The organism is Paenibacillus typhae (genome assembly GCF_900099765.1).
Taxonomy (GTDB): domain Bacteria; phylum Bacillota; class Bacilli; order Paenibacillales; family Paenibacillaceae; genus Paenibacillus_AQ; species Paenibacillus_AQ typhae.
Genome location: NZ_FNDX01000005.1, coordinates 1 through 24672, shown reverse-complemented (window position 1 = coordinate 24672; position 24672 = coordinate 1). Strand labels below are relative to the sequence as shown.

General features: G+C 46.6%; 16 protein-coding genes, 2 pseudogenes and 1 riboswitch. Of the genes and pseudogenes, 2 read left to right on the top strand and 16 right to left on the bottom strand.

Annotation, left to right across the window (positions count from 1 at the left end):
- Positions 1 to 402: 402 nt before the first annotated feature.
- Positions 403 to 594 carry a hypothetical protein gene (locus BLR64_RS06020; protein WP_090713199.1) on the bottom strand — a complete coding sequence of 64 codons (192 nt, stop codon included), beginning with the start codon at positions 592 to 594 and terminating at the stop codon, positions 403 to 405.
- 272 nt (positions 595 to 866) lie between these two features.
- On the opposite strand from BLR64_RS06020, the gene BLR64_RS06015 reads away from it, so the two are divergent.
- A complete protein-coding gene (locus BLR64_RS06015) occupies positions 867 to 2183 on the top strand; it encodes a putative DNA modification/repair radical SAM protein (protein WP_090713197.1) in 1317 nt (438 codons plus the stop codon).
- A 5-nt stretch (positions 2184 to 2188) separates the two neighbouring features.
- Positions 2189 to 3007, top strand: coding sequence for a TIGR03915 family putative DNA repair protein (locus tag BLR64_RS06010; RefSeq protein ID WP_090713195.1), 819 nt, complete (start codon positions 2189 to 2191; stop codon positions 3005 to 3007).
- Positions 3008 to 3059: 52 nt separating this feature from the next.
- Here BLR64_RS06010 and BLR64_RS06005 read toward each other — a convergent pair whose 3' ends face one another.
- The 15 genes and pseudogenes from BLR64_RS06005 to BLR64_RS05940 all read right to left on the bottom strand — a co-directional run.
- Complete coding sequence (locus BLR64_RS06005) at positions 3060 to 3902, bottom strand: aldo/keto reductase (protein ID WP_090713193.1); 843 nt, start codon at positions 3900 to 3902, stop codon at positions 3060 to 3062.
- 95 nt (positions 3903 to 3997) lie between these two features.
- Complete coding sequence (locus tag BLR64_RS06000; protein ID WP_090713191.1) at positions 3998 to 4759, bottom strand: SDR family oxidoreductase; 762 nt, start codon at positions 4757 to 4759, stop codon at positions 3998 to 4000.
- Complete coding sequence (locus BLR64_RS05995) at positions 4756 to 5151, bottom strand: MerR family transcriptional regulator (protein WP_090713189.1); 396 nt, start codon at positions 5149 to 5151, stop codon at positions 4756 to 4758. Before BLR64_RS05995 ends, BLR64_RS06000 begins: the two co-directional genes overlap by 4 nt.
- 125 nt (positions 5152 to 5276) lie before the next feature.
- Positions 5277 to 7427, bottom strand: a complete 2151-nt coding sequence (locus BLR64_RS05990) for a pectate lyase family protein (RefSeq protein WP_090713187.1) — start codon at positions 7425 to 7427, stop codon at positions 5277 to 5279.
- 110 nt (positions 7428 to 7537) lie between these two features.
- The gene (locus BLR64_RS05985) at positions 7538 to 8809 is read right to left on the bottom strand and encodes a mechanosensitive ion channel family protein (protein ID WP_090713185.1); all 1272 of its coding nucleotides are present in this window, start codon (positions 8807 to 8809) and stop codon (positions 7538 to 7540) included.
- A 157-nt stretch (positions 8810 to 8966) separates the two neighbouring features.
- Positions 8967 to 9722, bottom strand: a pseudogene (locus BLR64_RS05980) (Rpn family recombination-promoting nuclease/putative transposase); the annotation flags it as partial.
- Positions 9723 to 9894: 172 nt separating this feature from the next.
- Complete coding sequence (locus BLR64_RS05975; protein ID WP_090713183.1) at positions 9895 to 15147, bottom strand: rhamnogalacturonan lyase family protein; 5253 nt, start codon at positions 15145 to 15147, stop codon at positions 9895 to 9897.
- Between the two features lie 527 nt (positions 15148 to 15674).
- Positions 15675 to 16592 carry a VOC family protein gene (locus BLR64_RS05970; protein WP_415840975.1) on the bottom strand — a complete coding sequence of 306 codons (918 nt, stop codon included), beginning with the start codon at positions 16590 to 16592 and terminating at the stop codon, positions 15675 to 15677.
- A 2-nt stretch (positions 16593 to 16594) separates the two neighbouring features.
- Positions 16595 to 16747, bottom strand: a pseudogene (locus BLR64_RS05965) (VOC family protein); the annotation flags it as partial.
- Between the two features lie 355 nt (positions 16748 to 17102).
- Complete coding sequence (locus tag BLR64_RS05960) at positions 17103 to 17324, bottom strand: glyoxalase/bleomycin resistance/dioxygenase family protein (protein WP_244157633.1); 222 nt, start codon at positions 17322 to 17324, stop codon at positions 17103 to 17105.
- A 291-nt stretch (positions 17325 to 17615) separates the two neighbouring features.
- Positions 17616 to 20486, bottom strand: a complete 2871-nt coding sequence (locus tag BLR64_RS05955) for an EAL domain-containing protein (protein WP_090713177.1) — start codon at positions 20484 to 20486, stop codon at positions 17616 to 17618.
- 71 nt (positions 20487 to 20557) lie between these two features.
- Positions 20558 to 20652: riboswitch (cyclic di-GMP riboswitch) on the bottom strand.
- A gap of 634 nt (positions 20653 to 21286) precedes the next feature.
- Positions 21287 to 23830, bottom strand: coding sequence for an SIR2 family protein (locus tag BLR64_RS05950; protein WP_090713175.1), 2544 nt, complete (start codon positions 23828 to 23830; stop codon positions 21287 to 21289).
- 107 nt (positions 23831 to 23937) lie between these two features.
- Positions 23938 to 24045: a 7-cyano-7-deazaguanine synthase gene (locus BLR64_RS31210; RefSeq protein ID WP_208607139.1), complete on the bottom strand. Its 108-nt coding sequence runs from the start codon at positions 24043 to 24045 to the stop codon at positions 23938 to 23940.
- Between the two features lie 13 nt (positions 24046 to 24058).
- The gene (locus BLR64_RS30220) at positions 24059 to 24235 is read right to left on the bottom strand and encodes a hypothetical protein (protein ID WP_167360610.1); all 177 of its coding nucleotides are present in this window, start codon (positions 24233 to 24235) and stop codon (positions 24059 to 24061) included.
- A 139-nt stretch (positions 24236 to 24374) separates the two neighbouring features.
- On the bottom strand, positions 24375 to 24672 hold a 298-nt coding region (locus BLR64_RS05940; protein ID WP_139171911.1), incomplete at its 5' end, for an IS3 family transposase.

Here is a 24672-nt window from a genome sequence, read left to right as displayed (position 1 = left end):
AGATCTCTATCCTTTGCAGGTTCTCCCCTTACTATAAAGAATACCCTTACAATTATCAAAGGTTTGATTGGATTTTCAGCCATTTTTCTGCAAAAAGAGGACAGCAGCAGCCGGGAGCTCGTCTGTCTGCTCTACTCCAGGTATCAGTAATCCGCATGACCCGCTGCACAGCAGAAAGGACGCCCTCAAGCCAGTCTTAAGACGGCTGCTTGGGGCACCCTTTTTTTACTTATTAAAGCCCTTCTCTGCCCTTTCCGTGCCCAGCCACCAGACAAAATGCAAAAAAAATAAACCTCTCTTTGGCAACCCGGAAGCCGGCCATTCTGCCGCCAGTCTTTTGTAAGGAGAGGTTTACTTGCCGATGATCCTTAATAAGTTCGCTTATCCGCCTTGCACAGAGGTTTATTTTCGCCTGGTCGTTTTCATCATCCGGTTATACATAATCAGCGCAGCAATAATCATCCCGATCATCGCAATACTGCCGGCTGACTCCTCTGACATGCCGAACAGCAGACAAATTGTAGTTACCAGCGATCTTGTCACCAGGACAACCAGAATCAGCATGATCGGCCGCCAAATATTATACTTCCTCATTCCCGCAACACTCCCGTTCTAATTTTGGCACAGCTCTTTCTATCTCTGTTAGTTGCTATTATAGCATAAGCAGGAATGCGGTTACATTTCTGTGTGTCCCTCATCTAACTAAACTTCCTTCTTCTCTCCGATCACGAGCAATAAAAGCCCCTTGTTACGGCAAAGATACCCGCATAGAACTCCTTCAGACATCCGGATAACAGGTACCTTTTTGATTTTTTGACAGGAACATTTGTTCGGTATATAATTTTGCTAATGAGGAGTGTGTAACGATGGATATGATGGAGAAGCTCGAAATTTTGACAGAATCGGCCAAATATGATGTCGCCTGCACCTCAAGCGGTTCACAGCGCTCCGGCCAGGCCGGAAGCCTGGGCAACGCGGTCAGCTTTGGAATCTGCCACAGCTTTGCCGCAGACGGACGCTGTATTTCGCTGCTCAAGGTGCTGATGACCAACGGCTGCATCTATGACTGTGCTTATTGCATAAACCGCAAGTCCAATCCGGTACGCCGGGCTGCATTTACCCCGCAGGAGATTGCTGACATTACGATGCAATTTTACCGCCGTAACTATATAGAGGGGCTGTTCCTCAGCTCCGGCATTATGCGCAGTCCCGATTATACAACCGAGCAGCTGATTGCCGCCCTTGAGCTGCTGCGCAACGAATATCACTTCCGGGGCTACATTCATGTAAAAGCCATTCCAGGCGCAGACGACGCCCTGCTGTCCCGGCTGGGGATGCTGGCTGACCGGATGAGCGTCAACATCGAGCTGCCCTCCCAGGACAGCCTGCGCAAGCTGGCTCCGGACAAGAGCAAGCAGTCCATTTTGCAGCCGATGGGCCTTATTACGAACAAGATTACCGAGAACAGCACGGAACTCGTTAAGTATAAGCATGCGCCCCGCTTCGCACCGGCGGGACAGAGCACCCAGATGATCGTCGGCGCCACGCCGGATACCGACTACCAGATTTTGAACCTCACCGAGGGATTGTATAAGAAATATAAGCTCAAGCGGATCTTTTACTCCGCTTATACTCCGGTGGTAGAAGATTCACTGCTGCCCTCTCTGGATACCAAGCCGCCATTGCTGCGCGAGCACCGGCTGTATCAGGCAGACTGGCTGCTGCGCTTCTACGGCTTCGAGGCCAGGGAACTGCTCGACGAGGCAGCGCCCAACTTCAACCCGCTGCTCGATCCGAAATGCAGCTGGGCCATCAACCACCGGGAGCAGTTCCCGGTGGAGGTGAACCGCGCATCATATGAGATGCTGCTGCGCGTTCCCGGTATCGGCGTAAGAAGCGCCCAGCGGATTATCAAGGCCCGCCGGGCGGGGACGCTCGATTTCCATGCCCTGAAGAAGCTCGGCGTTGTGCTCAAGCGCGCCCAGTTCTTCATCACCTGCAAGGGCCGGCCGCTGGAAGGCCTCAAGGTAGGCGAGCACACCCTGCTCCGCTCGCTGATGTCCGGGCAGGAGCTGGCCAAGTTCCAGCAGCCGGAGATCGAACAGCTCTCCTTCTTCGACGACAGCTATTTAGCTGCCCTGCCGGAAGCCGGGCGGGCTGCGTCCTTCCGTTACGGAGGTTAGGTCCCATGTTCGCAACCACCTCTTTAGCCTATTCCTATGACGGCAGCTTTGAGGGCCTGCTATGCTGCGTGTTCGAGAGCTACCAGTGGAAGGAAACGCCGCTGGCCATCCATTCAGAGGGCAGCGGTCAAGGACTGCTGCTGGAGGCAAAATGGATCGAGACAGACAAAATGAAGGCAGACCGCGTGCTGCGCTCCATCCCGCTGAAGATTTCCCGCGAAGCCGAGGATCTTCTCCGGCTTGGCTTCTGGTCTGCCGTACCGGACAAGGAGATGCTGCTGCTGAATTTTCTGTATCTGGGCTTTACTCACGGCCCCGCGGTCATGAACATGCTGGCCGACGATACGGTCTGCGCCCTGAATAAGGCCGTCCGTCTGCTCCGGCGGGAGGGCCATCACTATCTGGGCTTCGTCCGGTTCACCGTATACGGCCCTGTCATGGCAGCGGTTATTGAACCGCAGGGCTACGTCCTGCCTGTGATTGAGGACCATTTCTGCGACCGGTTCCAGAGTGAGAGCTTCATGATCTACGACCGTACCCACAGGATGGCGCTGATCCATCAGCCGGGCCGGCGGGCCATTATTCCGCTCGAGGAATGGATTCCGCCGCAGCCGGATGAGACGGAAGCTGCCTACCGCAGCCTATGGCAGAGCTTCTATCACGCTATTGGCATCAAACAGCGCAGGAACGACCGGCAGCGCGCCTCCATGATGCCGAAGCGCTACTGGAAGCATCTCCCGGAGATGACCGGCAAGCAGGCAGACCGGCCGGTACGTACCGCCAGGAAGCAGCAGACTCCGCGGCGGCCGCGAGAGCTGCAATAAAAGAGTGCCTTCCCGTTAATCAGGGAAGGCACTCTTTTTAAACTAAAGGCATTTACATCTCTTCATACTCCGCCGGGTTCTGCTCCCACAGCCGTCCGTCGGGTTTGCTCATGCCCGAAATGACCTTCATCTCATCCTCCGACAGCTCAAAATCAAAGATTTCAAGATTCTCCTTCTGATGCTCCGCAGAGCTGGTCCGCGGAATCGGAACTGCCCCCAGTTGAATGTGCCAGCGCAGAATCGCCTGGGTCGGTGTTTTGCCATGGGCAGCCGCGATTGCTGCAATCTGCTCATTCTTCAGCATGCTGTGGCCGCGTCCAAGCGGACTCCACGACTCTGTTACAATACCATGCTCGGCATCCTTTGCGCGCTGCAGCTCCTGATTAAACAGCGGATGCAGCTCCACCTGGTTAATGCTCGGGGCGACGCCGGTTTCTTTTATGATACGCTCGTTATGCTCCGGCAGGAAATTGCAGACCCCGATGGAACGGACGTAGCCGCGCTTCTTCGCCTCAATCATCGCCTGCCAGGCTTCCACATATTTATCAGTCTTCGGATTGGGCCAGTGGATCAGATACAGATCATAATAATCAAGGCCCGCTCTGTATAATGATTCCTCAATCGTCTCCAAAGCCTTTTTATAGGCATGGTGGCGCCCAGGAAGCTTCGAAGTAATCCGCAGCTCTTCTCGCGGCAATCCGCTTTTGCGGACTGCTTCTCCGACCGCTCCTTCATTCTCATAATTAAAGGCCGAGTCAATCAGCCGGTATCCGGCTTCAATGGCTCCCGTAATTGCTTTTGCTCCATCTGCGCCTTTCAGAAAGGCCGTACCAAAGCCAATAGCGGGAATTTTCAGACCGTCGTTCAAAACTTTTTCTGAAATATGCTGGTTCACTTTGTGTTACCTCCTTGGCTGGACTGGTTTAACTATACCACTCAACCTCTTCCTAAACCAAAATCCGGGAGGTGAAACCAGTATTCCCCTGCCGGCTACTCCACCATCCCCCTACTAGCCTCATACATCTTGGCCGTATACTCATCCACCTGATCGCGGGACATGCGCAGGCGGTCTACCGAGGTTCCGTAGCCGATCTCTGCTTTTCCTTCCTCCAGCCCCTTAAAAATCCCGTCCGCAAAAGCCTCCAGCGGCTCCCCGTGCACATGCAGTCCGGCACCTCCCAGATCTGTGTTCACAGCCGGAGGCGCTACCTCGATCACCTCAACAGAGGTCCCGGACAGCTGGTGCCGCAGGCTGACTGTGAACGAATGCAGCGCCGCCTTGGTGGCGGAGTAGATCGGAGCAATCGCAAACGGGGTAAAAGCGAGCCCGGAGGTCACGTTGATAATCGCTGCTGCTTCTTTTTCCGCAAAAAACGGGGCAAACAGCAGAGAGAGCTGAAACGGCGCGTCCAGATTCGTATTAATTTCCTGATTGTAGTAGCTCCAATTGTCCCTGGCATCTGCCTTCAGTACATTGAACCGCTGTTGGGTTCCGGCGTTGTTAACCAGCACGTTAACTTCAGGATAGCTCTCAGTTACCCAATCGTATAAAGCTACACGTTCGGATTCGAGATTCAGATCACAGACACGGGTAATCAGGCCGGGCAGCTTGTCCTCGGCACTCTGAAGCACTTCCTCCCGGCGTCCGCAGACAATCACCCGGTTCCCCGCCGCAATAAACCGTTCTGCAAAAGCCAGCCCGATTCCGGTGCTTCCGCCAGTAATAAGTATGGTGTTTCCTGATAGCTTCACAGGTTCTCCTCTTTTCCTTGTTCTGTTTTTTTACGCAAACGTTCTGTATACCGGTTAATCTTGATATCAATCCCTCTGAGCGCTTCCTCCATGACCGCCATTTCATTCAGCACGGTCTGCTTATGCCTGGTCATCATTTCAAGCCGCAGCTCCGTTGTGCTCTCCCCTTCAATGACCCAGGCGATATACTGCCTTATATCCTGAATGGGCATATGTGTATGCTTCAACCGCAGTATGGTTTCCAGCAGCTCCATCTGATGTTCCGAAAATAACCGTCTGCCCGCCCCGTCACGCTCAATCAGCGGAAGCAGCCCCTGCTTTTCATAATATCGTAACGTGGATTCCGGAATACGAAGCGCAGCCGCAGCCTCACCGATCGAAATTGTTTTCATATTGAAGGCCTCCAAATGTGATCTTACCCTGTCGACACCCCTAGCATACGACTTAAACCCTGGTTTAAGTCAATGGGTCCCCTGAGGAAATAGAAAAAGCGGCCCCAAAGGGCCGCCCGTCCGCTCTACTCCAGCTTCATATAATACAAATTCGCCGTACTATCCTTCGTAATCGTATGTGCCCCCGCCGCAAGCGGAATCGTTGCAATCCGGTTCGTGATCGGATAGCTTGTTCCGTCCACCTTAATCTGCGTTCCTTCGGCGTTGAACACCAGGGTTAACGTCGAGGCTTTGGCCGCCGTGAACTGGATGCTGGTCGAGCTCTCGATTTTCAGGCATTGGGTCAGAGTCAGGCCATTATAAACTACCGTCCCTTTGCTGGTAGAGAGATTGCCCTGGATGTTAAAAAAGCTGCTCGTTTTCCCGGATGCCGTAAAGTCGTGGACATACACACCCGTAGCCGGGGTGGCTGTCGGTACCGGAGTCGCGGTTGGCACAGGCGTTGCCGTTGGCACTGGAGTTGCCGTTGGTGCAGGTGTTGCTGTTGGTGCAGGTGTTGCTGTTGCCGTCGGTGTCGGTGTTGGTGTGGCACCGGAATTGCCACCTACAGAGACAAGCTGGGTAGTATACCCCCGGATCGCCGACATCAGCGCGGTATTGAGCGCATACGATACGTCATCCACGGCATTGTTGAAGGTCCAGCTAAAGTCGCCGCCGCCCAGGCGTCCGGCCTTTGCTTTTACATTCTGCTCAACCGAGCTGACGGCATCAACCGCAGCGGCGCTTACCCCTGTATTTACGGTCGTATCAAAGTTATTATAGGCCGTACCACCTGCTAAAGCTTTGAATGAACTTGGGACGGTCTCACTTCTTGAGGATACGAGATAAGCGTCAAAAGAGGTCGCATTAGCCGCAGCTGTCCCCGTGCCGGAGTTGGCATAGATCAGGCTGGCTGCACCCGTCACCTGATTGTTGTACGCCTTGATCATCCCGCCGTTTTCACCAGAGAAGGTGCCTTCCCCAAGGGCATCCGTGCCCTGCAGGGAGATCATCATCGGATACTTGGCATTGCGGAAGACATTGGATTCTACAAAAGCGGAGCCTCCGCTTGTCATCCCCACACCATATTTGGAGATTCCGTCAAAATAGTTGTTATAAATATGAACCGACGCTACGCGGATCCGCGGATGACGGGAATCCGAGTGGTCGAACCAGTTATGATGGAAGGTAGCATAGAACTCCGACGGTTCGGTCAGGCCGACCAGCGAGGATTTTCCCGAATCCCAGTAATGATTGTAGGAAATGGTGATGTAGGATGAACCGTTCTTGAGGTCGGTTGAGCCGTCACCCTTGGCTTGATCCGCATCTCCGCCTGCCGCCCCGTAAAAAAGATCATTATTATGCACCCACACATTCGCATTTCCGCTATCCATCGAGACGCCGTCGTCCGGGAACAGCATCAGCCCCAGGTTTCTCACTTCCACGTTGCCTACGTAACGGAGGAGCAGTCCCCAGCCGTACGCATAAGCATCCCGGCCGATCCCTTCGATGGTGATGTTCATTTCCGAGTAGTTATTTTTGCCTTTGACCTGCAGGTAGCCGCTGCTGTTCAGCTGTCCGCTCAGGTCGGCCGCTGTTACCTTTCCGATAATCCGGATCGCCAGCGGAGTCGTATCATAACCCTTTTGTCTGAGGTTCAAAATCTCGCCGAGGCCAACGCCGGTCTGCACTGCACCTGAGCTGCTGGTTTTGACAGGCAGGGTTACCGTTTGGGCCGTTTGTGAGGTGACATAAAGGACTTGCGCGCCAGTTCTCAGCGTCCCGTTCGCATTATAAGCACCAGAACCCGTGCCGAAGGGAGAGCTTGGTGAAAAAGCAAACCCCGACCGGTCATGCGCCGCCACATTAAGCGTACCTGTTACACTGCTGGCGGTTCCTCCTCCTGACAGTACAGCCTCTACCTTCATTACATAGCTCCCGGCGGCCAGCCCGACTGCATCCGCTCTCCAGTAGGAGGCGTAGTTGCGGATTAACTGATTATCCAGCTGCTGATACTGCGAGTCCGCTGCGCCTGCCTGCTTCACATATACGTTATAACCCGTTGCACCGCTTACCGGCGACCACTCCGTATAAGCCGTTTCATTCCAGCCCCCGCTTTCCGTAATGGACACACCTGCTGCATGTGCCGTAGGGTTTGCCCAGTTGCCGGCCACCAAAGATAAGGCCATTGAAAATAAAAGCAAAATCCCCGTTACCCTTGCCGTTCTCTTCTTCACTTCATTCCCTCCCACAAATTAGGTCCTGAAACAACCTCAGCATATCCTCGTGTATGGGGTTGCGATACAATCATTTACTCATATCGCAAGCTGCATTGCAGAATTCTGGATTAATGATTATTTGACAGGGGAATGATCGTTTGAAGCTCCGCTTTCTCTTTTAGATGAACAATATCATGGCCGGTCGGATTCTGGAACACCCGCAGCCCGAAGGTGGGGATAACCGCAAAAATATGATCAAAAATATCCGCCTGCACCGACTCATACACCCCCCAGGTGGTATCATTGCTGAATGCGTAGATCTCAAGAGGCAGCCCGTTATCACCCGGAGCCAGCTGGCGGACGAGCAGGGTCATATCCTTATGAATTTTCGGATGATTCCGCAGGTATTCCTGAATGTAAGCCCTGAATACGCCGATATTCGTGAGCTGTCTTCCGTTCACATTGCTCTCCATATTCACTTGATGCTCAATATTATAGGCCTTGATCTCGCTTAATTTCGCTGTTACATAATCACTGAGATAATGGATTTTCTGAAACTCCTCAATCATTTCCCGGGTGCAAAAGCACACGCTGCTCGTATCGATATACACGCTCCGTTTGATCCGTCTCCCGCCGGACACCTGCATGCCTCTCCAGTTCCTGAAGGAGTCCGAAATGAGGGCGTAGCTGGGAATCATCGTAATCGTTTTATCAAAATTCATGACCTTCACGGTGTTCAGGGTAATGTCGATGACCTCACCGTCCGCATTATATTTGGGCATTTCAATCCAGTCGCCCACCCGCACCATATCATTGGAGGACAGCTGGACACCCGCCACCAGGCCCAGTATGGAATCCTTGAAAATGAGCATCAGCACCGCTGACAACGCGCCTAGTCCGCTGAGAATAATCAACGGATTCTGCCCGATCAGATTTGCGATTACCACGATGGTGCCAATAATGAACAGAATGATTTTGGCAACCTGGATGTAGCCCTTTATCGGTCTGATCCTGGAAACATCAAAGGTACGGTATATCGCATCAACCGCATCAAGCAGCGCATTTAGCACTGTGATCGTTACGATAATCATATAGGTCATTGCCGCTTTCTCAATCAGAGACTGATATAACGGAAAAATAGCAGCCGAGTAGTAGATAATGAAGGCCGGCGCCAGATGGGACAGCTTGTGGAACACCTTTTTCTCCAGAATAATGTTATCCCAGGTGTACCGGTTGTTATTGATGATGTGAATGATGACCCGCAGCACAAGCTTTTTGACTGTAAAATTAGCCAGTACACAGAGCAGCGCTATAAAAGCAACCATGATTAGATTCGAAAGATAATCCAGCATCACCCCGCCTACACCAAACTCCGCCAGCTGATTTTTAATAAAAGCCATAGTTTCCTCCTGTCTAGAAGCATTGGCCTATCATTATAAAGGAGTATTGGAGGTTAGGCAAAAATCCGATCTAAAAAAGGTAGGTGTTACTTTTTATAAAGTAGATTAATATTCACAACAAAAAAGGGAGCTCCATGTACCGGATGCTCCCACGTTACTACTTTTTCAATCTGTTTATTTCCTGCTCTGTCAATCCAGTTTCTTTTACAATGGTTTGTATATCTAGATTTAATTCAAGCATGTTCTTAGCTACTTCTTTTATACCTGCCAATTTAGCACTTCCCAGCATAGAAGCCTCATCATGCAAGTACTTCTGTCTTGCTTCATACAACCGTCTGGCCTCAGAATCCTGGCTCAAATATTGCAGAGTATCCATTGCCTTCTCCAACCTGGCTCACTCAACTTCAGCACCTCCCATTGTGATGTATCAGCACCCTTCAAGAACAATAACCAGTTGATTAGACCACCTTTTGATGGGACAGTGTGTTCATCCAGCTTAGGCAGTTCTAGAAAATGCACCTCAATATCGTCAATTTAAGCTATGCCGGTGCGATCTTCACTTAGGTGAAATACGTTATGATATTGCTCGTTCTTTAAGGATGAATAGTTCAAAATATTAATCGTTACGCATTTCTTCAACTCGGAATATTTATCACCCTCTCTGAGTTGACTCGCATATCGTTTTGACCAATAAAATAAAGTCCGCTTCTCGATATCATACTTATTAAAAAGTTAAAAAGCTGCATCTCTATGTCAATCATTTTACTGCGGTCTTGGCATAAACATCAAAAATGGATTGTTTGTCGAGTGGATCATCTTTATCCGTATAAGGGTTCATCAGAGTAATCTCAGTGAGCGGCGGCTCGCCAGCTTCCGTAAAAATACGGTTAAGAAATGCCAGTAGCATATCCTTAACTATTTATATAAAAGTGAGTCTTTCTTCGATTATTCCAGATCAGACGCTTATGGTTTATTTCCCCCTACTCCTTATAGAGCTAAAAAAGGGAGCTATAGCTTCGGCCTCCTTATGTCTAAAGAGCCCCGCGGCATTCACCGCGAGGCTGCGTGTTACAGTTATGGCTATCTTACAGCTCCAGACCCAGATCAAGCACGATATTCAGCATCCGCATAATAATCGTTACCGACTGATTGCGGGTAGCTGTATCGTTCGGTGCAAACTTACCATCGCCCATACCGGATACGATACCTGCTCTGCTAAGCTGCTCAATACTGTCTGCAGCCCAATGATTGCTGAGATCCGAGAATTGCGCTGCGCTGGCAGGTGCACTCATATCCAGTACACGGGCCAGGATTGCAGCCATCTCGGCGCGGGTGATCTCCTGGTTAGGATTGAACTTGCCGTTCCCGGCACCGTTCACGATACCTGCACGTTGTAATCCCGTGATATAGGCATCTGCCCAATGACCCTTAGTGTCAGAGAAGGAACCTGCTGCTCCTGTCGTATCAATGCCCAACGTCCGGACGATCATCGCAGTGAATTCAGCCCGGGTTACTTGATTTGATCCCTTGAACTCGCCGTTAAGCATACCTTCGACGATGCCAAGCTGTGAAGCTAAACGGATTGCTTTTGCTGCCCAATGCGTTTGTGGTACGTCTGAGAAGCTGACCGGCTGATTTGCTTGCAGTGCCTGCTGCAGCTTAGCCTTAGTCTGCTCTGCGTTCACAAGGGTGCTCTTTAAAATCGGCTTCTCCGGAGTAGGTGTCTGCACTGCAGAACCGGTACCTGTTCCTGAGCCCGCTGCAGGGCCCGGGGTTGGTGTCGGAGTAACCGGGTTTGATCCTGGGTTTGATCCCGGAATAGAGACCTCTTGTGTCGTCACCGTAATCTTCAGCTTCGCAGACTTCCCTGCACTGAACACGAAGGTCAGGACATCACCATTAGACAGTGTTGCCAAATAGCTTCTCTTGATTGTAACCGTCTGTTTGCCATCCGGCGTTACAGTATCCAGGCTGTAGTCGGTATCAGCAAGTGCAGAATCGCCTTTTTTGATCCCGGTAAGCGTGTTGCCGTTTAATGTCACCGTTACCGTGAGGTCAGCGCCCGCGTTCGTATAGTACGTTGCCTCTGTTACAGAGAGAACAGAATTCTCTGCCGGGGTAACGTCAGCTTCTGCAGTGTAGTAGATGTTAGACACCGGAAGCTGCATGTTCTGAACCTCATCCCGGATGTCTTCACCCAGATAAAAGCTCAAATGCGCCGGCTGGTTGTACATAGCGTTCTGAGAGTTAGCGGCCAGGCGGTACTGCGGATCATGCATCAGCGTGTAGATTACATTATCCGTTGGAATGTCCGTCGTGTAGATTCTCAGCGCATTATTGTCATCGGTGCGGACAAGCACTTCATCACGCCAGTCACCGAATATATCGGCAATCAGGCCCGGATTCGCCTTGGTCCCGTTGTTGGAATAGGTTCCGGTCAGGGTCTGCAGCGTTGAAAGCTCACTTTGCTCTGTTGTTACATCATAATTAAACTTCGTGATCGCTGGAGCGGCTGTTGAATTGTTGTTATCAGGCCCGTCAAAGAACTCGCTCAGCAGATCTCCATCCCAATACAGGATGAAGTTAACAGGCGCCTTGTTAGCAACGCCGATCCCGCCGACATCAGCAGTAATGACTTTGCCGTTCATAATATTGTACATAGGCGTCCCTATCGCCCACACCTCAAAGCCCGGTAAAGGAGTTACATTAGCTGCAACGCCGCGTCCAACATCGCCTAAGTTCGCTGAATAGGTCCACACTGCCTCCCCTGTGGAACCGCGAACCAGCGTTACATTGTTTGGCGGACTGGCTTCATGCGGCTGGAAAACATAAATTTCGTTGCTGTCCGGTACCATCGCGGCAACATGCAGCGCGTCACCATGACCTCCGGCTACTGTACCTCTCGTTCCGTTGGTGCTCCATACAATCGTTCCGTCCTGATCAATTGTGATGCCGCCAAGGACAACCTCGTTATAGCCGTCAAAATCCAGATCAGCCACCTTAACATTGTGATTACCCTGATTGCTGCCGGCGTTCCAGTCAGCCAGCGTGAACGTCCAGATCTCCACTATTTTACCGTCAATAAACTGGTATGCCGCTACATACTGCGGGCCGTAGTGAGCGCGCACCTCAATAACGGTAGGATAAGGCTCTGCGCCATATTCGCCGTTCTTCGGCATATAGGCAACGGCTCCGTTGAAGCGGTCGCTGCGGTTATTGTTGTTATCGCCCCAGTTTGAGCTAATGCTGTACGGTGCAAAATAATCAACGGTATCAACCGGCTTTCCGGTTTCCGCGTTAAATACCGTAAAGGTTTCCGGGCCCGTCGCGACTCTGCCAAGTGCCGTATTGTTGATCTGGTTATCTTTTGCCGGATTCTGAAGGCCGCCTACCCATACCGCTTCCGGATCACCCAATACCCAGGCAGAAGTGTCAGTCAGATCATCAATGGTACCGTCCGCTTTAGGGAGATAACCCCTTGTTCCATCTGCTGTCTTAACTGAAAATTCCGCTTTTCCGTCCTGATCCAGATCATAGAAGTTAAATGCGCTGTGATGGGCGCTGGACACGATATTGATACCCAGGTTGATTCTCCACAGCAATTTTCCTTCAAGCGTATAGGCATCGAAAATGGTTTCCCCGGTATGCCGGTTTGCAAGACCCGGATCCTGGGCCTGGGACGGATACCATTTTACAAGAATCTCATACTGGCCATCACCGTTAATATCCGCTACAGATGTATCATTGGCTGTGTAGGTAATCGGGTCGGCATTAGATGTCGCACCGTAAGCCAGAGCCGGGTTAGGACGATCAGCCGGTCTCTGAAGCGGAATATCTACATAATTGTTAGCCCACGCTGTTGCAGGCTTGCTCATCGAGCCAGTGTTTATAGTCTCTACTTCGTATCTGTCTCCGGTTTTACCGCCTGCATCCACATAATCCAGCACAGTAACCGGTGACGTGTTAATCTTATCGCCGTTTCTGTAGACATTAAAGGTTAAGCCTTTGTTGTATTCAGAGGACAGCAGACGCCATGTTACAAGCACACCATCGCCGCTGTTCACCGGAACGGCTACCACGCCTCTGTCCAGCCACTCCATTGAGATCGGCTCCGCAGTAACCTTGTCTTTATGCCGGTTCTCGATGTACAGCTTCGCCTTTAATCCCATTCTGTTAACTGCAACGTCAGGAACACTGGTAAGCGTTCCAGCATAGGAAAATACGCCCTGCTTGTCCCCGTTATATACCAGATCCGCAGCCGCTGTAGACCATGGAGCTTCTGTTAAAACCCAGGTTACGCCTACCTCGGCAGTAGTGCCGTCCGCAAGCTTAACCTTAACCGTTGCCGGCAGATCAAGCCCTGCCTCGTCAGTCACATCCCCGATGTATACGGTCTTGAACCAGCTCTGCAATGTATTGCTGTCTGCTGTTTCCGGAAGTACCGGCAAGAATTCATACGGCAGCACTTCGACTATCGTGTCAGCGGAAAGCTGTTTAGTAAAGAAGTACATATTATCAACGCCATTATCCACTACACTCACGTTATTTCCGCCTGCACGCTCACCTGTAAGGACAAACGAGCTGATCTGGCTTCCTTCAAAAGGAATAGTCAGCACCGAAGGCACTGCTTCAGCAGCATCTCTTGGAACAAGGGAAACCGTAGCGAGCATTGTATCAAAATCAAACTCTACGCCTACCTTATACCAGACATTCACATCGTTATAAGTAAAAGCGTGGTAACGGTCACTGCTCCAGAAGTTGGCAGGATTAGGTCCGGTCGGCCCTGGCAGGCTCCCTGCAAACGCACCTATTGTTCTTGCCCCGTTATAAGTACCTGTTCTTAAGCTAAGCAGAACGTTAGAACCGTCCTGGAAGCTCAGGTTAAACGTATTCTGCAGGGTGTTAACTGCCGGAACCTTCCAGTCTAAGTTAACATAGACCTTGCTGCCGGAAACGGCGTGAGGTAAATCCCCCTTACCGCCGCGGTTGCCTGAACCGGAAGCGTCAAACCGGAAATAATTATTAACCTGAGGAGCATCTTCTCTGGCAAGCGTATGGTAGGTACCGCCTGCAAATATCCATAGCGGAGCTTCTCCGCCAGCGGCAAAGTTACTCCCGAATTCCTGTGTGTATCCCTCCGCCAACAGTGCAGAAAAGTCCGGAGCCGGCTCAGTAACGGAAGGAACATATTTGACTTTGATCGGCACACTGTTCTTGACCGAGCTGTCCATAACGGATACAGCCGTAAGAGTGGCCTCGCCTGCACCGACCCCGGTTACCGTTACACTCTTATCCGGATTTACCGTTATCGCAGCAATCTTCTCGTCACTGATTGACCATGCAAACGTCCGGTCTGTTGCATTAATAGGCATTACAACCGCACTGAATGTGGCCGAATGCTTATCGGCAAGGGAACCTTCTCCGTATTCCAGACTAGCAGCGGAAGCTGGAGATATTGTTAACTCGCCCGGGTTAATAACCGGTTTAACGCCTCCGGTCGAAGCTGCCTTGAACAGGATATTGTCAACGCGCATGCCATAGGTATCTTCATTCCAGTCAACACCTGTAACCGCGTTAAATCTTGCCCAGTTCTGTCCGCTTGCCCGGCTTGCACCGATGCTCAGGCTGGTCAGTTTATCGGAGCCTATGGCTATCGGCTGAGGCGTGGTATATGCCCTTGAACCGCCGTCAGTAACGCTGATTGATGCTACTTGAGCCAGGAGATCAAGACTCAGGGTCGCTGAAAGTTTGGTCAGCCGCGGCACGCCTGTTAGCGCAGTAACGGATGCTCCTGTTGTAGGAGCATTAGCCGCATTCATATTGCCGGCGTAATAGGATATGGTCGCCGGTGAGTCCGCATTTGTCCCGCCTCCGGCAGTCCGCAGCGTTACCACTTGATCCGTACCGTCATTAAGACGGACATCAAGCGAATTTGCGCTTGGACGGGTAATATCAACCCACCAGTCAAAGGATACCTCAACTTGATCTTTGCCGGTCAGGTCATACTCACCGCTGTTTAAGGGAAGAGTCCACCAGTAGCTGGCTTGTTTGGCCTCATTCGAATCTGTATCAGATGGAGGCTGAACGCGGAGTGCCTTGTTAGATTCATAAACTGCTACTGTAACGGACCCGGGTCCTGTGGTTGCCGGAGCGCCGGTTACAGTGCCTGTTAACTCGCCATCTTCAAAATCCAGTACACCGCCCACTTGTGCCAAAGCGGCAGCTGCAGTTGCGTTACCGCCGCCTTCCGGCGCACCCAAAACCGCAGAGGGCATCAGCATAAATGCCATAGAAACGGTGAGAACGACAGACATGTACTTTTTGAGCTTGCTCTTCAATCCCCTTCACTCCTCGTCGTAAAATCATGAAGCTGCCAAGTCCTGCTGAGAAAGCTTGCTCTCCGGTCCTTCATAATTAAGCGCTTTCAATATAAATTAGTAAAATGAAGCGCCTTCGCTCCTGCCCCCACCTCGCTTCTCTATAGATGTATTGGACCGAATCCAGATCTTCTTGCATCAGCAAAGATATGTCAGATTGTAAGCCTTTACATATTTCCTTGTAAATCATGGCTACTGATTTCTATAGTCATTTTTGATTTTGTATCAAAAGTGAAGGTAAAAAGCATAATGCAATCAATTTTAACGAATATTTAGAATGTTTATTGGAGTTTCCCTTGACTGATCCCCCCATTATTACTTCCACTGCCGCATATTATCCTGGTTTGGACTTTTTAGACCGTTTGCTACTATTTTGAATTTCCGCTGAAACTGCACAGGCACAGCAAAAAAGCGGTAAGAGTTCTACCTCCCGCCGCTTCTCATCATTTCTATATCATTTCCTCCGGTATAGGACAGGCACTATGCATCTACTCGCCATTATATACCCTGTGCAAAGCTGCAAGATCGAACTTCTTCATCTGCAAAAAAGCCTTCGTAACCCGCTCCATTTGCTCAGGTGTTCCTTTCCCCAGCAGCTCATCCAGCACAGAAGGTACAATCTGCCACGACACGCCAAACTTATCTTTCAGCCAGCCGCACTGTTCAGCCTCCGGAACGGCAGACAGCCTATCCCAGTAGTGGTCAATTTCCTCTTGCGAATCGCATTTCACCATAAAGGAGATGGCCTCGTTGAAGCTGAATTTATGCTCATGCGCGCTGTCCATTGCGGTGAACCACTGATTCTCCAGCATGAAGTCAGCGAACATGATCGTTCCTTCCCGGTCAGGCTCCGAGCCTTTAGGGTAGCGGGCGACCGTTCCCTGCCGCGAGTTGCCAAATACGGATAAATAAAGAGACATCGCCTCTTCCGCCTTGCCGCACTGATCACCCACAAACAGAAACGACGGAATAATAGCCGGCCGCTCCTCACCCTCCGGATTCGTAAGCATCAGCTGCCAGGACACGCCAAACTTATCCTGAATCCAGCCGTACCGCTCACTGAACGGATATTTATCAAGCGGCATTAATGCTTGTCCGCCTTCAGATAATTTGTTCCAGACCTCATCTATTTTCTCAGCTGCGTCCTCGTCGCGTGACGGATCAAAATTAACAAAGAAAGACACGGACGGATTTAACTTAAAATACGGCCCTGCACTGATCGCCATAAACTTCTGTCCCCATATCTCAAAAGAAACCTGATCACAGTCACCGGACGGTGTGTCATGAAGTTGCGTAACGCTAGTCACCTTAGATTCGGGGAAAACAGAGGCGTAAAAATTAGCGGCTTCTACCGCTTGTTTGTCATACCATAGGTGCGGCACAATGGTTTGTTTTACGTTGGTCACAATCATTCCTCCTTAGTTACATTCATCTGAAAAGTAACGCCGAACCTGTCCTTTACAATCCCATACAAAGGGCTCCAATCCGTCTTCTGCAGAGGCATGACCACCTGACCGCCGTCACCCAGCGCAGCAAAAATCTCCCGCGCCTCCGTCTCCTCTGTTTCCATTAAAAACAAAATACGGGTTCAAACCAATTGACATCATGCTTGATCCCCATTGGAACAAGTTGGCCAGTCAGCTTTATTATACACAAAATTTTAGGAAAATAAACGATTTTTACGAACATATGCACGTATTTTTTTACTCCTTTCTATTTACAATGAACCCCTGACTGACTGCTGTTAACTGCTGAAAATATGAAAAAAGACACCGGTTAAGGTGTCTTTAGTTTACTCCATATGGAGCCGAGGGCAGCGGTACCCAGTAAGTACGGAAAGTATTATTCTCTTTTGAGTAGCCAGAACTGAAACTGTGTTTGTGACGCTCGGGGTAATGGACACCTATTCTTTTGAATTAATTAAGTAATTGAATTGTTTCTTCTACGAATGCCTTTGGCATAGCGGTTTTTCTAACCACTTCATCTATGGACAACCCTTGGTGATAGAGATGCTTTATTACAATTTCCATTGTTTCGCCAATAGTCACTCCGAAGTCAATCAATACCTTTTGCTTTAAGATTCTTTCGTAAAAGTCCCTTGAACGCTCAAGATTCTCAACCAGAATTATGGGCCCCATAAATTTCACTTCTTCAGCTCCCTAATAAATAGAATAACGCTTTCATTTATCGAACTTTTGGTCAGAGGCACTTTTGCATATTGTGTATGAAGCCGATAGAACTCATTGGTATTTTCACACGCAGACCATTCCATAAGGCCGTAATACTAATTAAAAAGACATATCTCTGTTATTAGAGATTGTGTCTTTTTCTTGGTCCTGTCCTATTTTCGGACAGGGAAGTGGAGCCGAGGGGAGCCCGCCCCCTGTACGACACCATAATACAGAGAAAAGCAGCTTATCGGCACTCCCTTATAAGAAATTCCTTACCTCTTCACATTCTACAGGTTTGCTTATTAAATATCCCTGGACATCATCACACTCCAGTTCACGCAGCAGGTTCAATTGTTCCTCCGTCTCGACGCCTTCCGCCACAACCTTTAAACCGATGCTATGAGCGATGAAAATGATAGCTTTCACAATGGACACATCACTCGATTGGCTCTGAATGTTACGAACGAAGGACTGATCAATTTTAAGGAAATCGATTGGGTAGTTCACAAGATAGTTCAATGAAGAATACCCAGTGCCAAAATCATCAATGGAGATCTTAACGCCTAACTTTCTTATCTCCTGTAAAGTGGAGAGTACCTGTTCTTCATTGTTCATACTTATATTTTCAGTAATCTCCAGCTCCAAGTATCGTGGATCAAGCTGGGTCTCGTTCAAAATGCCAGAGATGTTCCGAACCAGATCCTTATCCTTGAATTGCCTTACGGATAGATTAACGGAGACACAGACTGGCTTGTAGCCCTCATTCTGCCAAGCTTTATTTTGCGAACACGCTGTCCGTAACACCCATTCTCCAATGGGGCTAATCAGACCGCTTTCTTCGGCAATTGGTATAAATTCCGCGGGGCTAATCATGCCCTGATCCGGATGGCGCCATCGAATCAGAGCCTCCATTCCGATAATTTGGCCTGACTTCAATTCCATCCGGGGCTGATAGAATAGTTCAAACTCATGATTATCTAAAGCTTTATGAAGCATAGTCTCCAAGCTCATTTGATTTGATAATAACGTATTAAGCTTCCCCTCAAAGAAACTGTAACCATTACGCCCTGTCTTTTTAACCATGTACATCGCTTGATCTGCATTCTTAATAAGTTCCATCTCACTGTCTCCATCCCTTGGAAAGAGGCTGATACCAATACTTGGTGTGGTATACACCTCATGATCACTTAGTGAAATGGGTATCTTAAATGCCGCAAGAACAGCTTGGGCAATTTGTTCCGATTGTTCGCGGGTCACGTTGGGAAGTAAGGCGATGAATTCATCTCCACCCATTCTTGAGAGGATCGCATCCTGACCAAGACATTCTTGAACCCTCATAACTACCAGCTTTAATAACTGATCGCCATTTGTATGACCGAACGTATCATTTACCATCTTAAATCGATCTAGATCGATGAACAGGACTGCGGCTGTGTGACCATGGTTGCCGGCCTCCTCCAAGTAGGCTTGTAATCGTTGATTAAAGTAGACTCTATTGGGTAAGCCGGTCAAGCTGTCGTAATAGGCGAGGAGTTGAATCTCAGCAAACATGCTTTGAAGTCTCGCTGCCGTATCCCTGCTGTTAGATATAAGCGTATTAATTTCTTGTATAAAGCTTCCTTTCCAGTTCACGATCTGGTTCTTGGCTATTTTCTCAGGTAAATTGGTGGTTGTGTTGGTTAAAAGCTTAATCGGCCGAACAATGATTCCACTGATTACATTAGAAATAAAAATAAATATCAATCCACAGGCCAATAAAATACTGAATATTTTTATGTAGTAGCTATATAAGCGGTCACGATAGGGGGCAATCGGTGTCTCGACAATAATACTCCAATCACCCATTTGCGGAATTGTCATGATCTTGAAATAGGAGGATTCTCCCCATCTCCTCATTGGATTTCTGACAGCATCCGGGAACCAATAATACAAACCATCAACTATTCCACTTACTTCGCCCCCTTCTGCCCAATTATACGGGTTCATAACGGCTAGATCATCACGAGTACTCGCAATAACCTTGTCATGCCGATCTACGATTGTGATATTCATTAGTCTATTATTCGCCAGCTTTTTTAACTCCGTTGTAACATAGTTAAGATTTAGAGCGCCTACGGCCACCCCTGTAAATTCGCCGCTAATCATAATAGGGGAGCCGACAACCACAATGGGTTCGTTAACGCCACCTCTTCCAAGAAACACATCGGAAACAACGGATTGGTGTTTTTCTTTCATATATTCAAAGTAAGGCCGATCCGAGAAGCTTAAGCCAATCGTTGACTCTCCTTTGTCATTCAGTAATGGAGAGAACAGCTTGGTAACCCCGTTACGATCAGCAATGTATGAAGTAACAAAATCGGGATATGACACCAGTAGATAAGCCACATGGCGCTGCAAGGAATCCATCTTTTCCATCCTATTCTCAGCCGCTGCCATTGATAACGTATTCACTGCGGCAACATGAACTTTTCCCCACTCTGTGAGATCATCGCGGATGATAGCGGAATCTCGTTCAGTCTCTGACTTAATTTTTTCATTCATGTTGTGATACTGTTCATGGCCGATCATCACCGTCACCAGAAGCAAAGTTATAAAGGTAAGTGTGACAAATATGTTGAAAAGCACATCATGAAGAGAGCTCGACATTTTGCGTTTTTGGAATGATGGCCATTTAATAAGAGGCAGATAAGTAAAGATTACGCTGGAAATCAATACATTTAGAATACCATTCACAGCATCCTTAAGCACAACCAGTAAGGAAGCGGTAAAATTCATATCCAGGGCATAACGATAGAATACCCATATGAGGGGCATCCCTAAAATCATCCAATATAGGCTATCAACAAGAACAATCCTTTTCCCTATGTAGAAAACGCCGACAAATAAAGTTTCCAGCACAAAAACAAACATAGCGTAAGGATGATTCCAAAGAAACAACGTGTAACCATTTACAATAGCCGATGCCACTAAAGCCCATTTAAGACCATATATCCGCAATATCAAAAAGGTGAATATACTGCCGAAGATAAAATTGACCCCCAGCAATAGGGATAGGTTGAGCATATTACCTAGTAGTCCAAAAACAATCAGAGCTATGATAAATACAATCGACTTATTAAATATTCTCACTGTTCCCCCACCTTATGAATCAGGCCCATTGCAACAAAAAAACTCTCCCGAAAAGGAGAGGCTTCCTTGCCTTCGGTAACTGGCTGGCATAACATATCCAATTGGAAATGTGATAGCCCCTGTAGTTTTGCGACCCCGTTTTTCAACGAGTGTGCCCTATTGTTATTGAGATTATCTGAAAGACTATACATTATTCGACATTAATCTACAAGCTGACACTAATTATAGTTTATACTGCTGGGTGTTACAACCATTTTCTACATTTGTGTATGGCACCGTTCATATCAACTTATAGCAGGTAGGAGTGCTCCGACTGCAACGATCTCTTCTTTGGTGAAATCGAAGGGCGGATGAGGGTATGAAAGGCGAAAACACACGCCGAAGGGGGAGCATATTAGTCACGGGTTACGTGGAGGCCAAAGCCACCGGTCTCCGTATAGCCTCAGTGAAACTCGCTGTATCCATTTACAGTAAGCCTCAGAAGCCACGTGAGGTTGGAAGATTTTACCACCATGTATAGTCCAAAACAGCCGTTAAAATGAAAAAGACACCGATTAAGGTGTCTTTCACTGATACTCCATATGGAGCCAAGGGGAGTCGAACCCCTGTCCGAAGATAACGGCACATAAGCTTCTACGAGTGTAGTTACAGTTTTGATGTCACCCTAGAAGCCCCCCGTAACCGGGTCCCCTTCGGGTCAGCCTGATTATCTTCTTCCGTTGACCCCAGTCGGAGACCAAGCGGCGTATCCCACTATTTGTTAGCCCCTATCCCTGTCACATGGCGAAGATACCTGATAATTACTCTACATCAAAATCTAATACCAAATCTTTCTCATATTCTTGAAAAATAAATTGGTACTTATTTAGATCAGTCAGTTTAATCTTTATCATGCCTAGTTTTCCAATACCATTCAAATAGTTATAAAAGTAATTATTTATATCCTTAACCATTGCTCCTTCCTCATCTTTTTCTGTTAATTGATCAAGGTATTTTTTCATATCTTTTAATTCTTCATTTGTTGGAATAATATTAAACTTTTTCAAAAAATAAATTTTCTCGAACAAATAGCAGTGAACAGAATGAGACTTCGCCTGAAATAATTCCTTTTCATTGATTAATGAAAGGATAATATTCTCCCCTTCTTTAAATAAATCAATAGCATCAATTGAATCATTCATGCTATTAGCTTGTCTCATAAAATTTCTACCTATAGCATGTTGTACATGATATGAATTAGGAGAAATAGCTTCAGCCTGCCTAAAATGGTTTAATGCTTTTTCATATTCATTGAGTTTCTGTTCAGCCAGACCTAATTGTAACCAATAATAACTTGTTTCGGAAAAATAACTTTGTAATTCCACTAAAAGCTTCCTTGTTTGAATCTTGTCTATTCTTAAAATCTTAGACAGAAACTTCTCTTTAAGTAAAGTTTCAAACATCTCTGCCCAATAATTATTTGAATTTTCTATAATTTGTGGGGAGATAGCTATCAGTATATCCTTTACATTCTTAAGGATCGCTTCTTTCCCCCAAAGCCCTAATATCTTAGCTGTGAAGTATCCGCTTCTAAGTCTATAGTTTTTATTTTTGGTCTGCTTCACAAAATTTGTAGACTTTTCAATAAGATCATTTGTATTAGTTTTATAAACCATTGCAATAAGTTCTACTGGGTAGGATGCTAATTCGGCTTTATCAAAAATCGCAAGATCAAGTAAAAAACTCTTCAATCGAAGATCATTCCTATTGAACTCACTTTCTAATTGTCTATTAAAACGCTTTATAAAACCTTTACCATACGTCATTTCTAACATAGCAGACATCAAATCATTTTTTCGAGTGAAATATTGTATCCTTTCATTCAAATTATCTATTTTTGATAGTTCACCTAAAAAACCCTTCTCTGATAATCTGTTTATAATTTCTTGAGCATATATCGTATTAATTTCCGAATCAAAATAATACTCTTTAAATGAACTATTTAATAATGCATATCTTTTTCTAATATGAAGATAAGTTCGAGAAGTGGTAATAAAATAAACGTCTTTACCCGAAAAATAATTTTTGAAATTAGATATATTATTATAGTAGTAACTCGCATTATCAATTAGGATAACAAAACGTGTTTTAGTCTTATTTTGAGCTATAAATTCTTTTAATGCCGTAGTATCGAACTCACGTCCATTAAAGAGGATAACACAATAACCCTCTTTATATAACTCTTGCCCCAGCCTAAGTAAACAACAGCTTTTTCCAACAAGTGATTTTCCATAAATAGTATAATGAGAATATTTTCGATTTAATATATCACCTTTGATTTCATTAACTAAAGGATGTCTGAAGTCCCACTCTGAAATTATGTCATCAACAACCGGCTCAAAGCCGGAATAAAGTTTGCCCTCTATTAGGTTCGTACTATTATATTCTCGATTATAATAATCATAAGTAATAAATCCCCTATGAAATAGTCTTTTTTCAGTATTTCTGCTTTTGTCGACATGTTGATAAATTTCTTCTTCAATATATTTAATAAATGTTTCTGTAGTCCAACAAATCATATTTCCTTTTAATTGCTTTATTTTACTCTGTAACATAAGTGAAGGATTTGGTGTGATAAAAAATAATTGCCCTCTTGATGAAAATCCTGCATTTTTATATAAATTGAGATAATAATCAATATTTATTTCATCAAATGAAGTTCCAATAAATATAAAATGCTCTTTTTGAATATCAATGTTAAAACTACTAAACCTAAAGTCTTGATGACTTAGCATTGAATCAATATACTCAGAAGTACTAAAAGTAAATCCTTCAGAAGGGTTCTGAACACAGCCATGTAATTTAATGTATTGAGTACAATTTTTCCTCAATGTCGAGGCCCTACTCCGATTTTGAACTAGAATCTCTTTATTATTCTGACGAAAGACCGTCTCTAACATATCATCTATATTAGTTGTATATATCTTTGACCAATTGTATTTACAAAAATCCTTGTGATAATCCGCTGGAACACTATTTTTAAATAGTTCACATATGAAATCATTTAGAAAATCTCTATTAAATTCATACTCAATATATTCACATACTTTTGATAGAGAATAGTTGGATAATTCTTTATATACATCAGTATCTTTATCTATTTTAAGTAGGCCACATAATAGTTTGTTTTTTAATTGATCGCCTAATGGAATCGGTTCCCCTGAAGCCATCTTTGCTCCAAATGAAAACCCTGCACCCAAAAATAAAATCGGGTTCTCTTTCAATAAAATATGTTTCAATTTATTTACTGAAGTATTTTCAAGGGAATCTTCTACCAAAGGCGTGGTGTTAGATTGATTACTCATATAAAAACTCCTTTTTTTAAAATGTTTATTACCAAACTCAATACTTTAAATTCCAAATGAACAATCATAGAATTTAATATGTATATTTATAAATATATTTAACTAACTTACAATTGTTTAAGTGCATTTATCCTATCAATACAATTAGGACAAACACCACAATGAACTTCACTGTTTGCTTCGCATGAATAAGTTAATGCTATTGGAACTCCCAATTCAATTCCTAACTCAGCAACTTCCTTCTATATGAACTGGATGCATTATTGAGGGAACTCCACCTTGAGTTTTAAAGAAATCACATCTTGCTACTTCTTCAAGCCAGTCATCCTTTATACTTCTTAAACACATTTGACTTTCCCTTGACCCTTTCAAATCACCAAAAGATCCGGTTCCAGAACTCCCCATTCCTTTTCCTCCTTTTTCCTTCTCGACATTTTATGTAACTATTAGACATTAATATGCAAATCCCTTCTTTCCCCAATAAAAAAAGCCCTCCAATTTTGAAGTGACCCCTGTCAAGTAGACAGTAAATAAAAAGCAATATTTAAGCAGCCTGAGTTCGGTATTCATAGGGACTCAGGTTGTTTAGTTTCGTTTGGAAACGTGCATGGTTGTAAAAGCGGATATATTGCTGCACAGCATGCCTCACCTGCTTAGCAGAGTGAAAGGAGTGGAGGTAGAAACACTCGGATTTAAAATGACCGAAGAAGTTCTCCATACAGGCATTGTCCCAGCAGTTACCCTTTCTGGACATGCTTGCCTTTATCTCATATCGCTCCAGTAGTTTACTGTATTGGCGGCTAGTGTATTGAAATCCTTGGTCGCTGTGCAAAAGAACACCT

Excerpts from the sequence above, each read along its gene's own strand:
- BLR64_RS05985 (WP_090713185.1), bottom strand. The coding sequence starts at position 8,809 with ATGGCTTTTATTAAAAATCAGCTGGCGGAGTTTGGTGTAGGCGGGGTG.
- BLR64_RS05950 (WP_090713175.1), bottom strand. The coding sequence starts at position 23,830 with ATGAGTAATCAATCTAACACCACGCCTTTGGTAGAAGATTCCCTTGAA.
- BLR64_RS30220 (WP_167360610.1), bottom strand. The coding sequence starts at position 24,235 with ATGGGGAGTTCTGGAACCGGATCTTTTGGTGATTTGAAAGGGTCAAGG.
- BLR64_RS05960 (WP_244157633.1), bottom strand. The coding sequence starts at position 17,324 with ATGGGGCCCATAATTCTGGTTGAGAATCTTGAGCGTTCAAGGGACTTT.
- BLR64_RS05995 (WP_090713189.1), bottom strand. The coding sequence starts at position 5,151 with ATGAAAACAATTTCGATCGGTGAGGCTGCGGCTGCGCTTCGTATTCCG.
- BLR64_RS06020 (WP_090713199.1), bottom strand. The coding sequence starts at position 594 with ATGAGGAAGTATAATATTTGGCGGCCGATCATGCTGATTCTGGTTGTC.
- BLR64_RS06010 (WP_090713195.1), top strand. The coding sequence starts at position 2,189 with ATGTTCGCAACCACCTCTTTAGCCTATTCCTATGACGGCAGCTTTGAG.
- BLR64_RS06015 (WP_090713197.1), top strand. The coding sequence starts at position 867 with ATGGATATGATGGAGAAGCTCGAAATTTTGACAGAATCGGCCAAATAT.